The 12,314-nt window shown below is 68.0% G+C and carries 13 protein-coding genes; 2 read left to right on the forward strand and 11 right to left on the reverse strand.

Annotated features, from left to right (window positions below; all coding sequences use genetic code 11):
- Positions 1–21 precede the first annotated feature (21 nt).
- On the forward strand, positions 22–897 hold the full coding sequence (dapA, locus tag ACLJK8_RS00660; RefSeq protein ID WP_413148024.1) for a 4-hydroxy-tetrahydrodipicolinate synthase: 876 nt from the start codon (positions 22–24) through the stop codon (positions 895–897).
- 229 nt (positions 898–1,126) lie between these two features.
- Positions 1,127–1,600, forward strand: coding sequence for an SsrA-binding protein SmpB (gene smpB / locus ACLJK8_RS00665; protein WP_413148025.1), 474 nt, complete (start codon positions 1,127–1,129; stop codon positions 1,598–1,600).
- Between the two features lie 48 nt (positions 1,601–1,648).
- Here the strand turns inward: smpB and ACLJK8_RS00670 are convergent, their stop codons facing one another.
- From ACLJK8_RS00670 to hemA, 11 genes are all read right to left on the reverse strand, one after another.
- Entirely contained in the window at positions 1,649–2,086 is a 438-nt protein-coding gene (locus ACLJK8_RS00670) for a hypothetical protein (RefSeq protein WP_413148026.1), read from the reverse strand.
- 3 nt (positions 2,087–2,089) lie between these two features.
- On the reverse strand, positions 2,090–2,416 hold the full coding sequence (locus ACLJK8_RS00675; protein ID WP_413148027.1) for a glycine zipper domain-containing protein: 327 nt from the start codon (positions 2,414–2,416) through the stop codon (positions 2,090–2,092).
- A 117-nt stretch (positions 2,417–2,533) separates the two neighbouring features.
- On the reverse strand, positions 2,534–3,841 hold the full coding sequence (xylA, locus tag ACLJK8_RS00680; protein WP_413148028.1) for a xylose isomerase: 1,308 nt from the start codon (positions 3,839–3,841) through the stop codon (positions 2,534–2,536).
- Between the two features lie 3 nt (positions 3,842–3,844).
- Positions 3,845–5,287 (reverse strand): xylulokinase, encoded by a 1,443-nt coding sequence (gene xylB / locus ACLJK8_RS00685; protein ID WP_413148029.1) that lies wholly within the window; start codon positions 5,285–5,287, stop codon positions 3,845–3,847.
- Positions 5,288–5,312: 25 nt separating this feature from the next.
- Positions 5,313–6,047 carry an ATP-binding cassette domain-containing protein gene (locus ACLJK8_RS00690; protein WP_413148255.1) on the reverse strand — a complete coding sequence of 245 codons (735 nt, stop codon included), beginning with the start codon at positions 6,045–6,047 and terminating at the stop codon, positions 5,313–5,315.
- Between the two features lie 38 nt (positions 6,048–6,085).
- On the reverse strand, positions 6,086–7,348 hold the full coding sequence (locus tag ACLJK8_RS00695) for a sugar ABC transporter permease (protein WP_413148030.1): 1,263 nt from the start codon (positions 7,346–7,348) through the stop codon (positions 6,086–6,088).
- A 106-nt stretch (positions 7,349–7,454) separates the two neighbouring features.
- Positions 7,455–8,420 carry a D-xylose ABC transporter substrate-binding protein gene (xylF, locus tag ACLJK8_RS00700; protein WP_413148256.1) on the reverse strand — a complete coding sequence of 322 codons (966 nt, stop codon included), beginning with the start codon at positions 8,418–8,420 and terminating at the stop codon, positions 7,455–7,457.
- Positions 8,421–8,718: 298 nt separating this feature from the next.
- Complete coding sequence (locus ACLJK8_RS00705; protein ID WP_413148031.1) at positions 8,719–9,840, reverse strand: TAXI family TRAP transporter solute-binding subunit; 1,122 nt, start codon at positions 9,838–9,840, stop codon at positions 8,719–8,721.
- 125 nt (positions 9,841–9,965) lie between these two features.
- The gene (bfr, locus tag ACLJK8_RS00710) at positions 9,966–10,451 is read right to left on the reverse strand and encodes a bacterioferritin (protein WP_413148032.1); all 486 of its coding nucleotides are present in this window, start codon (positions 10,449–10,451) and stop codon (positions 9,966–9,968) included.
- Between the two features lie 131 nt (positions 10,452–10,582).
- Positions 10,583–10,831: a bacterioferritin-associated ferredoxin gene (locus tag ACLJK8_RS00715; RefSeq protein WP_413148033.1), complete on the reverse strand. Its 249-nt coding sequence runs from the start codon at positions 10,829–10,831 to the stop codon at positions 10,583–10,585.
- Positions 10,832–11,082: 251 nt separating this feature from the next.
- On the reverse strand, positions 11,083–12,297 hold the full coding sequence (hemA, locus tag ACLJK8_RS00720; RefSeq protein ID WP_413148034.1) for a 5-aminolevulinate synthase: 1,215 nt from the start codon (positions 12,295–12,297) through the stop codon (positions 11,083–11,085).
- Between the last annotated feature and the right edge of the window lie 17 nt (positions 12,298–12,314).

The following is a 12,314-nucleotide window of genomic DNA, read 5'->3' on the forward strand; positions in this document are numbered from 1 at the left end:
GCCCACTCGGGAGGCTCAGCCATGTTCAGAGGATCGATTCCTGCTCTCATCACCCCGTTTCGCGACGGCGCGGTGGATGAGAAGGCGCTGGTCGATCTGGTGAACTGGCACGTCGACGAGGGCACGCACGGGATCGTCGCGGTCGGCACCACGGGCGAGACGCCGACGCTGACCCACGAGGAGCACGAGCATGTGATCGAGCTCTGCGTCAAGACCGCCGCCGGCCGCATCCCGATCATCGCGGGCGCGGGCTCGAACAACACCGAGGAGTCGGTGCGCCTGATGCGCTTCGCGAAGAAGGTCGGCGCCGAAGCGGCGCTGGTGGTCACGCCCTATTACAACAAGCCGAACCAGCGCGGGCTTTATCACCATTACCGCGCACTGCACGACGCGGTCGAGATCCCGATCATCATCTACAACATCCCCGGCCGCTCGGTCATCGACATGACGCCCGCGACGATGGGCGAGCTGGCCAGGCTGCCCCGGATCATCGGCGTCAAGGATGCGACCGGCGACATCACCCGGGTGTCGGACACGCGAATCGCCTGCGGCGCCGATTTCATGCAGCTTTCGGGCGAGGATGCGAGCGCGCTCGGCTTCAACGCGCATGGCGGCGTCGGCTGCATCTCGGTCGTCGCCAATATCGCGCCCCGGCTCTGCGTCGAGTTCCAGGAGGCGATGCTGGAGGGCGATTACGCCAAGGCGCTCGACTATCAGGACCGGCTCATGCCGCTGCACCGCGCCGCCTTCGCCGAGCCGAATCCCTGCCCGACGAAATACGCGCTGTCGCTGCTCGGCAAATGCACGGAGGAAGTGCGTTCGCCGATGGTTCCGCTCGAGGATGCGACCAAGGAGCGGATGCGCGCGGCGATGCGGCACGCGGGGCTTCTGAACTGAACGTGCCCGCTGCGCGGGCCGAGTTGCCGGCCTGTTGGCCGAAACCGGTTTCTCCCCGCCTGTTGGCGGGGCCCCTCGCTCCCGGACAGGTCCGGGAGCGGACTGCCCGATAGATTTCATGCCAGTATGAAACTCACCGGAAGCGGGTCTCGCCCGGAGCGCCTGGCAGACGCAACAGGGGCGCGCACGGCTGGACAGTGGGCGTTCGGCTCACTACATCGCCGGGATCATGGCCGAGAAGCGCGAAGCAAAACAGAAGATCGTCGCCGAGAACCGCAAGGCGCGGCACAACTATTTCATCGAGGATGATCTCGAAACCGGGATCGTGCTCGAAGGCTCCGAGGTGAAGAGCCTGCGGACCGGCAAGGCGAATATCGCCGAGAGCTATGCCTCGGTCGAGGATGGCGAGCTCTGGCTCATCAACGGCTATATTCCCGCCTATGACCGCGCCCGCGCCTTCGGGCACGAGGAGCGGCGGCGGCGCAAGCTGCTGGTGACGCGGCGCGAGCTGTCGAAGCTCTGGCAGGGCATCGGGCGCGAGGGGATGACGCTGGTCCCGCTCGCGCTCTATTTCAACGAGAAGGGCTATGCGAAGCTGAAGCTCGGGATCGCCAAGGGCAAGAAGATGGCCGACAAGCGCGAGACGGAGAAGAAGCGCGACTGGAACCGGCAGAAGGCCCGGCTGCTGCGCGAGCGCGGGTAGCCGCCCGCGCATCGGGCGGCCATAGGTCGCGAGCGGCTTCCCGGGCCGTCACGCGTCGTCGTCGTTCCGGGTCATGTTTCGCGCCGCGAGCAGCGCGGCGAGACCGACGACGCCGATCCCAGCCATCTTCACGAGCCCCATCCGGCCCCGGCCGCCGAGGGCGGTGACCATCGCAAGTTGCGAGAGCCGGGCGCGCAACTCCTCCTGCCGCAGCTGGGCCTGGCGATGCTTGCGCTCGGCGAGGTTCATCAGGATGAGCACCACCAGCGCGCAGAAGATCGCGCCCCCCATCATGATCAGGAGCGCGTAGAGCCGGCCGAACTCCTCCGTCAGCGCGACCGTCGCGGCGACGAGGCCGAAGACGAGCGCGATCAGGCCGAAGAAGCCGAGCAGCGCCGAATACATGACCCGGCGCCCGGTGTGGACGCGAAGCTCCCCGAGCCGCGCCGTGCCCAGCGCGATGAACAGGCGGAGAATGCCGAACATCGGTCAGCGACGCGCGAGAAAGCCGAGCAGGAAGCCGACCCCGGCCGCGAGACCCAGCGCGCGCCACGGATCGGCGCGGGTCGCCTCGGCGATATCGCGTTCGAGCGCGCGAAGTTCCCGCGTCGCGCCGTCGATCGCGGCATCGCCGGCGGCGAGGCCCCGCGTCACCCGCTCGTCCTGCGCGATCGCGTTCATCCGTTCGCGGCCGATCTGCCCGGCGCTCTCGACCAGACCCGCGAGTTCTGACCGGAGCCGGCTGACTTCCTCGGTGACGGCTTCCACGCCTTGTTCGACAGCCTTTCCGGCCTCGCTCCGCGTCTCGGTGTTCATGCACATCCCTCCTGCAAGCCCGCGCGAGGCTAGGCGCGTCGCGCGGGCGCGGTCAACATTCGCCGGACAAACGTCCACGCGCGCGGCCGGTTCCCCCGGATCGGGCCTCGATCGGCCTCAGACGAACCGGTTCACGAGGTTCTCGAGCATCTCCTGCTTGCCCGACCGGGGCTCCGGTTCGATGCCTTCCGTCTCGACCCAGTCGGCGATCGCACCCAGATCCGCGTCACCGCCGAGCATGTTGCGCGCTTCCGTATCATCCCAGCCGGCGTAACGGTCCGCCAGCGCGCGATCGAAGCTGCCATCCTCGATCAGCGCGGCTGCCGAGAGCAGTGCCCGGGCGCAGACATCCATGCCGCCGACATGCGCGGCGATCAGATCCTCCGGGTCGAGCGACTGACGCCGCAGCTTGGAGTCGAAGTTGAACCCGCCGTCGTAGAAGCCGCCGGCCTTCAGGATCTGGTACATTCCGAGCGTCATCTCGGGGTGGTTGTTCGGGAACTGATCGGTGTCCCAGCCCGACTGGTAGTCGTTTCGGTTCGCATCGACGCTTCCGAAGATGCCGAGCGCGGAGGCGAGCGCGATCTCGTGCTCGAAGGAATGGCCCGCGAGGACGGCATGGCCGACCTCGATGTTGACCTTCACCTCCTTTTCGAGCTCGAAGCGCCTGAGGAAGCCGTAGACCGAGGCGACATCGTAATCGTACTGGTGCTTGGTCGGCTCCTGCGGCTTCGGTTCGATCATGATCGTGCCCTGGAAGCCGACGCGGTGCTTGTAATCAACCACCAGCGACAGGAACCGCCCGAGCTGTTCAAGCTCGCGCTCCATGTCGGTGTTGAGCAGCGTCTCGTAGCCCTCGCGCCCGCCCCAGAGCACATAGTTCGCCCCGCCGAGGCGATGGGTCGCGTCGAGCGCCGCGCGGACCTGGCCCGCGGCATAGGCGAAGACCTCCGGATCGGGGTTCGTCGCCGCCCCGGACATGTAGCGGCGGTTGGAGAAGAGGTTCGCCGTACCCCAGAGGAGCTTCTTGCCGGTCTTCTCCATCAGTTCGCCGAAGATATCGGTGATCTCGCGGAGATTGCGGTTCGATTCGGCGAGGCTCTGGCCCTCCGGCGCCACGTCGCGGTCGTGGAAGGTGAAGAACGGGGCGTCGAGAATGTCGAGCATCTCGAAACAGACCTCGGCCTTCAGCCGCGCGGCCTCCATGCCGCCGTCGAACCACGGGCGCAGGAAGGTCCGGCCGCCGAAGGGATCGCCGCCTTCCCAGGCGAAACTGTGCCAGTAGGCGACGGCGAAACGCAGCTGGTCCTCCATCCGCTTGCCGAGGACGAGCCGGTCGCGGTCGTAATAGCGGAAGGCGAGGGGGTTGGCGCTGTCTGGGCCTTCGTACTTCACGGGGGCGATGCCCTGGAAGAAGTCGCTCATCGCTCAGATCTCCTTGATCGCGGGATAAAGCGCCCGGTAGCGGGCATAGGCGTCGGCGTAGCGGGCGACCGCGGCCGGGTCGGGCTCGACCACCGCGCGGATCGCCGGGGGCGCGCAGACGGCAAGCGGATCGGCGCCCTCGGCGGCGCAGATCGCGAGACGCGCGGCGCCGAGCGCGCCGCCCACGTCGGCGTCGGCCGGTATTTCGAGCGGCCGGTTCAGCACGTTGGCGATGATGCCGAGCCAGGTCTCGGAGCGCGCGCCGCCGCCGACCGCGAGCGCCGAAGCGAAATCCGTGCCCGCCGCGCCGAGCGCGGCCTGGCAATCGGCGAAGGCGAAGGCCACGCCCTCCATCACCGCCTGCGTCAGATCGGCCGGCCCGTGGCTCTGGGCGAGCCCGATGAAGGCGCCCCGGGCATTGGCGTCGTTATGCGGGGTCCGTTCGCCCGAGAGATAGGGCAGGAAGGTGACCGGCGAGGGGCCGTCGATCCTGCCGAGCGCGCCCGCGAGGTCCGCCGGGCGCCGTCCGGTAATCCGCGACAGCCATTCGAGACTGTCGGAGGCGGAGAGGATCACGCCCATCTGGTGCCAGGTCGCCGGGATCGCATGGCAGAAGGCATGCACCGCCCCGCTCGTGTTGGGCGAGAAGGCGGCGTTCGAGACGAAGAGCACGCCCGAGGTGCCGAGCGAGACGAAGGCGGAGCCGGGCGTCACGACGCCGACGCCGCAGGCCGAGGCCGCGTTGTCGCCCGCGCCGCCCGCGACGGTGACCGTGCCCCTGATCCCCCAGCGCGCGGCGAGTTCCGGCCTGAGCTCGCCCGAGGCTTCCGAACCCTCGACCAGACGCGGCATATGCGCCCGCGTGAGCCCGGTCGCGTCCAGCAAGTCGTCCGACCAGTCCCGCGCCGCGACATCGAGCCAGAGCGTGCCGGCGGCGTCCGACATGTCCGAGACATGGTGCCCGGTCAGGCGGAAGCGCAGGTAGTCCTTCGGCAGCAGAACCGTGTCGATATGGGCGTAGACCTCCGGCTCGTGGCGTTTCAGCCAGAGGATCTTCGGCGCGGTGAAGCCCGGCATGGCGATATTGCCGGAGATCTCGCGCAGCCGCGGTTCGGCCGCCTCAAGGGTCGCGCATTCCGCCGCCGCCCGTCCGTCGTTCCAGAGGATCGCCGGTCGCAGCGGCTTGTCGTCGTGATCGAGGCAGACCGCGCCATGCATCTGCCCCGAGAGACCGATGCCGCGCAGCCCGTCGAGCGGCCGTTCGGCGGCGAGCGCGTCCATCGTCTGTTCGACCGCCGCCCACCAGGCCTCGGGGTCCTGCTCCGACCAGCCGGGGTTCGGCCTTTGCACGCTGAGCGCCACGCTCGACTGAGCGAGGATCTTCTGCGCGTCGTCGAAGAGCACGGCCTTGACCGATGAGGTGCCGATGTCGATCCCGATATACATGCTTTCTCCCGAGGTATCCCGCGCGTCAGGTCGTGGCCCTGGGCGCGGGTTTCTTTCCGAGGATGATCATGCCGAGAATGTCATCCTCGGTCACGTCCTCGACCCGCTCGGTGCCGACGAGCTGGCCGTTCTTCATCACCGTGATCCGATCACAGAGATCCATCACATCGTGAATGTCGTGGGAGATGAGAAAGATCCCGATCCCCTCGGATTTCAAATGCTCGATGAGCTCGCCCACCATCTGCGTCTCCCGAACGCCGAGCGCCGCGGTCGGCTCGTCCATGATGAGGATGCGCGCGTCGAAATAGACCGCGCGGGCGATCGCGACCGACTGCCGCTGACCGCCCGAGAGCGCCTTCACGGGCGCGTGGAACTTCTGGAAGTTCGGATTGAGCCGCTTCAGGATCTTGCGCGTCTCCGCCTCCATCGCATCGTCGTCGACGAAGCCCATCGGCGTCACGATCTCGCGCCCGAGAAAGAGGTTCGAGGCGGCGTCGAGATTGTCGGCGAGCGCGAGCGTCTGGTAGATCGTCTCGATATTGTAGCGCCGCGCATCGCGAGGCGAGCGGATCTCGGCCTTCTCGCCGTTGATGAGGATCTCTCCCGAATCGGCCTGGTAGGCGCCCGAGAGCACCTTGATGAGCGTGGATTTGCCCGCGCCATTGTGGCCGAGCAGGCCGACGACCTCGCCGGGGTAGAGATCGACGCTCACGTGATCGACGGCGTGCACACCGCCGAAACTGACGCGGATGTCGCGCATCTCGACGAGCGGGGTTTCCCCTGGGCGCGCGGCGGCGCTCACAGGCCGAACCTCCGCCGATAGAGGATGTCGACCAGAACCGCGATGACCAGCACCACGCCGACGACGATGGACTGCAGCGGCGCGTCGACGCCGACCATGGCCATGCCCGACTGCAGGCTCTGCATGATGAGCGCGCCGATCACTGCGCCGTGGATCGTGCCTATGCCGCCCGAGAGCGCGGTGCCGCCGATCACCGCCGCGGCGATCACGCGAAGCTCGTCGAGCGTGCCGAGGTCGTTGCCGACCGAGCCGAGGCGCGCCGAGGCGATCACCGCCGCGATCGCGGTCAGCGCGCCCATCAGCGCGAAGATCTTGACGGTCAGGAGCCGGGTGTTGATGCCCGACAGTTCCGCCGCGTCCGGGTTGCCGCCGGTGGCGAAGACGTAGCGGCCGAAGCGCGTGCGCCGCGCGATCACCGTCATCACCACCGCGACGACAAGCAGGATCACCACCGGGATCGCGATGCCCTGGGCCATGTCGATCGGCCCCTCCGGAACCGGCTCGCCCCGCGCCTCCAGAATGCGCCGCGCCGCGGTCTCAGGCACCTTGTAGGCGTTCATCAGCGCCACGAAGCCGAGGATGCCGGCGCTCACGATGCCCGCGAGCGCGAGTTCCGCCGGGAAGGGCTTCACCGGGAAGCCGTGGCGCGCGCGGCGCTTGCGGGCGTTGAAGATCATCGCGACGGCGGCGGCGACGGCGGCGATGCCGATGATCCAGCTCCAGGTCGCGCCGAGCGAGCCTCCGGTCCCTCCGCCGAGCCGCTTGAACGTCTGGTCGAGCGGCGCGACCGTCTGGCCGCTCGTCACCCACCAGGCGGCGCCGCGCCAGACCAGCAGCCCCCCCAGCGTGACGATGAAGGCCGGCACATTGAGATAGCCGATGATCCAGCCCTGGAACCCGCCGAGCAGGACGCCGCAGAGAATTCCGGCGAGCACGGCGACGATCCAGACCGCCGCCGTGCCATGGCCGAAGATCCCGGGCAGGTAATGCAGCTGCAGCGTCCCCATGATCATGCCGAGGAAGCCGAGGAGCGAGCCGACGCTGAGGTCGATATGTCGGGTCACGATCACGAAGACCATGCCCGTCGCCATGACCGCGACCGAGGCGGTCTGGACCGAGAGGTTGAAGAGATTGCGCGGCGTCAGGAACCGGCCACCGGTGAAGAGGTCGAACAGGAGCCAAATCAGGAAGAGCGCCCCGATCATGCCGGCGAGGCGCAGGTCGATCCCGAGATGCTTGAAGGCCTTGCCGAGGCTCATGTGGGAAGTCTCCGGTCACACGGGGACCAGGCGGGGCGGCCCCGGAAGGTTCGGAGCCGCGGGGGATACGGGATGGAGCGCCCGGGCCGGCGCCCCCTGGGAGGGATCAGTCGCAGGCGGTGACGCTGCCGGCCGGGACGCCGGCGCAGAGCGCGTCCTTGGTGATCCATCCCGCCTCGACGACGAGGTTGAGGTTCTCCTGCGTGATCGGCACCGGGGTGAGGAAGATCGAATCGAGCTCGATCCCACCGGCGGAGGTCCATTTCTCCGCCCCCTCCACCGCGCCGTCGCCGCCGGCCAGCGCCACGGCGATATCCGCGGCCGTCTTGCCGAGTTCGCGCGAATCCTTCCAGATCGTCACGGTCTGCGTGCCGAGCGCGATCCGGTTCAGCGCGGCGGTATCCGCGTCCTGACCGGAGACCGGGATGCCCGCCATGCCCTGCGCGTTCAGGGCCGCGATCGCCCCGCCCGCCGTGCCGTCGTTGGATGCGACCACCGCGTCCACCTTGTTGTCGTTCGCGGTCAGGATCTGCTCCATGTTCCGCTGGGCATTCGCGGGCAGCCAGCCATCGGTATAGGCTTCGCCCACGATGGTGACATCACCCGCGTCGATCGCCGCCTGCAGCACTTCCTGCTGCCCCGCGCGCAGGAAATCGGCGTTCGGATCGGTGGGCGAGCCCTTGATCATCACGTAATTGCCCTTGGGCGCCTCGGCGAAGACGGCCGCGGCCTCCATCCGGCCGACCTCGACATTGTCGAAGGTCAGGTAGAAGGCGCGCGGGTCCTCGATCAGCCGGTCATAGCCGACGACGGGGATGCCCTCGGCCTCCGCCGCGTCGAGCGCGGGCGTGACGGCGGCGCTGTCCTGGGCGAGGATGATGAGCGCGTTCGCGCCCTGGGCGATCAGGCTCTCGATATCGGCGAGCTGCTTCGACGGCGAGCTCTGCGCGTCCGCCGAGACATAGGTCGCGCCGAGCTTCTCGAGTTCGGCCTTGATCGCCGCCTCGTCGGTCTTCCAGCGTTCTTCCTGGAAATTGGACCAGCTGACGCCGACGGTGAGTTCCTGGGCCATCGCCGATCCCGCGAGCGCGGAGCCGAGCAGCGCCGCCGTGAGCCTTGTCGTGAGCGCCGTCGTGAGCAGGTGTTTCATGTCGTCCTCCCTCCGCGGCTCAGGCCGCTTCTCGCCGCGCCATCGAATCCGGGGACGCGGCCGCGTTGGCGGCAGATTTCCCGCAATAGATTCACTTGTCAATTTTGACGTGGACGGGCGCCCATCCGGCACCCATCTTCGCCAGCCCGGAAAGGCGCGATGCATAGCGCCGGTCGCGGACCGGCAGCCGGCGCGCAAGGCGCTCCGCGCGCGACTAGACCTAAGGCATCAGGCCGGCTTCGCGATAATAGCTCTCGGCTCCGGGATGCAGCGGCGCGGCGAGCCCTCTCGTGACCGAAGCCTCGCGGCTGAGCCCGGCCAGCGCGGGATGGAGGCCGGAGAGCATGTCGAAATCGCCAAAAATCCCCGCGACGATGGCGCGCACCTCCGCCTCCGGGGTCTCGGCGCGGGCGAAGAGCGTGGCGCCGGGACCGAAGCTCGGGGTCGGATCGGGATTGCCGCGATAGACACCGCCCGGAATCTCGGCGGTGACGAGCGCGGCCGTCCCGCTCACGAGGCCATCCACCGCCGGCCCTGTCACGGGGACGAGCCGCGCGTCGCAACCCCGGGTCGTCTCCCGCACCACGAGCGCCGGATGCCCGATCGTGACGAGATAGGCGTCGATCTCGCCGCCACAGAGCGCCGCGGCGAGGTCCTCGGTCGGCAGATCCGGCGTCTCGGCGAAGCTGGCGGCGTCCCAGCCGAGAGCGCCCATCAGCGCGTCGGCCAGCGCGCGCTGGCCCGAGCCGGCCTGGCCGAGCGAGATCCGCTTGCCCTGAAGATCGGTGAGGGAGGCGATGCCGGAATCGGCGCGCGCGACGATGGTCACCGGCTCGGGATAGAGCGACATGACCGAGCGGAGCCCGTCCATCGGACCGGCGTCCGCGAAGGCGCCCTCGCCTGCGACCGCGTCGGCCGCGGTATCGGTCTGGGCGAGCGCGAGATCGGCCTCGCCGGCGCGGAGCGCCTCGATATTCGCGACCGAACCCTCGCTCGGCACGGCGGCGCAGCGCAGGCTGGTCTCGGGGCGATGCTGGTTGGGCAGCCGGCAAAGCGCGACGCCGACCGGGTAGTAGACGGCGGCGAGACTTCCGGTTTCGAGACGGAGCACGGTCGGCCCGTCCTCACCCGCCTGATCCTCTCCGCCCTGGCTGGCTGGCGTCTGGCTCGCTGGCGCGGGGCTGGCTGGCGGCTGGCTGGCTGGCGACTCGGCCGGGGTCGAGTCCGGCGGCGTCCCCTCGTTCGGCGCGGTGTCCTGGGCCTGAACCGGTCCGGAGACCAGGCCGAAGAGCAGCGCGACACCGAGCAACGGGGCGAGGATGGGAGCGCGAAGGGGCTTCATACGGTCTCTCCAGCGGGCGAATGCCCTTGGGAGACTAGCCCTCGCGCCCCAGTCCGGCAATCGCGCGCTGGGCGCGCGATCGAATCGACGGGAACGGGTCGCCGAAACACACGACCCGCGGGAGCTCACTCGGCCGCTGGCGCCGGCTCGGCGTTGAGCTGTTCGTAGTTCTGCGTGCCGATCCGCCCGAGCAGGTCGAGCTGCGTCTCGAGGAAATCGACGTGGCCTTCCTCATCCGTCAGCAGTTCTTCGAACAGGTTCTTCGACACGTAGTCGCGCACGCTCTCGCAATAGTCGCGCGCTTCCTTGTAGAGCTTCACCGCGTCCATCTCGCCCGCGAGATCGCATTCCAGCGTCTCCTTGGCATTCTCGCCGATACGGAGCGGGTCGAGGGTCTGCAGATTGGGATGGCCCTCAAGGAAGATGATCCGGTCGATCAGCTTGTCGGCGTGGTTCATTTCCTCGATGCTCTCGACGCGGGATTTCTGCGCCAGCTTGCCAAGGCCCCAGTCCGACTGCAGCCGGTAGTGAAGCCAGTACTGGCTGACCGCCGTCAACTCGGCGCGCAGCGCCTTGTTGAGGAAATCGATGACGCCCTCGTCACCCTTCATGAGCTTGCCCTCCGAGACACCAAGACGGGCAGGACCGCCCGCCTACGTATCGAAACTTAGGCAAGCGGCTCGTGGGGCGCAATATGGAATCGTTCTAAACTAGGCGAAAAAATTGTCTCCCGCGCGGGGTCTCATTCCGATACGACTGTCAGTCGCGAGCGACGCCGCAGGCTCCTGAGTTCCGCCGGAACCCCGAGCTTGTCGTTGCAGCGCATTTTTTCGATGAACAGACGGATGCAGGCCCCGCATTCCGGCGTCTTGCCGAGGGCGCGGTAGATCTTGCCGGGTGTGATGAGCGTATAGGCGTCGGCGTCGCGCATCCAGTCGATCGCCTGGTGGATGTCCCGGTCACTGATCTTGGCGCAGGAACAGATGATCATGGCTGAACAACCATTTCACGGTGGCGATCAAGGTCTGTCTCGAAGTCGGGCATTTCGATGTCGGGCATGGCGAGTCGCTCTCGGGCAGCGGGCACTCCCTTACCTGACAAGGATAGTCAGAATTTTCAAGAGCCGCGATCGCCCGGATCAGTGAAATGAGGCGATCTGATCAGGATTGCCGGGTATCACCTGATACCGAAAGCGCCCGAGGCCGCTCCACCGGCCCCAAGCCGCCCGGCTGAGCCACCCGCTCAGGCCACCGCGCGGGAGAGCGCGCAGCGGCTCCAGAGATCGCCGAGCGCGCCGATCAGGTGATCGATATCCGCGTCGCTGTGATAGGGAGTCGGAGTCAGCCGCAGCCGCTCGCCGCCCTTCGGCACGGTCGGATAGTTGATCGGCTGGACATAGACGCCGTAGTCGCGGAGCAGGATGTCGGACAGCATCTTGCACTTCACCGGGTCCTTCACCATCACCGGGACGATGTGGCTCGGGTTCGGCAGATGCGGGATTCCGATCGCGTCGAGCCTGGCGCGGACCTTCGCGACATTGGCGCGCTGGCGCGCGCGTTCGATCCCGCTTTCCTTCAGGTGCCGGATGCTCGCGCGGGCGCCGGCGGCGACGGCCGGCGGCAGCGCGGTGGTGAAGATGAAGCCGCTCGCGAAGCTGCGGATGAAATCCACGAGATCGCGCGAGCCGGTGACATAGCCGCCGACGACGCCGAAGGCCTTGCCGAGCGTGCCTTCGATCAGGGTCACGCGGTCCATCAGCCCCTCGCGCTCGGCGACGCCGCCGCCGCGCGGCCCGTACATCCCGACCGCGTGCACCTCGTCGAGATAGGTCATGGCGCCGTATTTCTCGGCGACCTCGACGATCTCCGCGATCGGGGCGATGTCGCCGTCCATCGAATAGACGCTCTCGAAGGCGACGACCTTCGGCGCGGCGGGATCGAGCGCGGCGAGATGCCGTTCGAGATCGCGCGGATCATTGTGCTTCCAGATCCGCTTTTCGCAGCGGGAATGACGGATGCCCTCGATCATGCTGGCGTGGTTGAGCGCGTCGGAGAGAATCACGCAGCCGTCGAGCTTCGCACCGAGCGTGCCGAGCGCGGCCCAGTTCGAGACATAGCCCGAGGTGAAGAGCAGCGCCGCCTCCTTGCCATGCAGGTCGGCGAGCTCGGCTTCGAGCAGGACGTGGTCGTGGTTGTTGCCGGAGATGTTGCGCGTGCCGCCCGCCCCCGCGCCGCAGCGGTCGATCGCCTCGTGCATCGCGGCGAGAACCGCCGGATGCTGGCCCATGCCGAGATAATCGTTGGAACACCAGACGGTTACGCCGCTGGTCCGGCCGTCCGCGTGACGGCGTGCGCGCGGGAAGGCGCCGTTCTCGCGCTCCAGTTCCGCGAAGACGCGGTAGTTGCCTTCGGCGCGGAGCGCGTCCAGATGCTGGCGGAACAGGGAATCGTAGTCCATCTCGCTTCCTTCGGCAT

This window comes from Amaricoccus sp. W119, assembly GCF_047275745.1.
Classification (GTDB): Bacteria; Pseudomonadota; Alphaproteobacteria; order Rhodobacterales; family Rhodobacteraceae; genus Amaricoccus.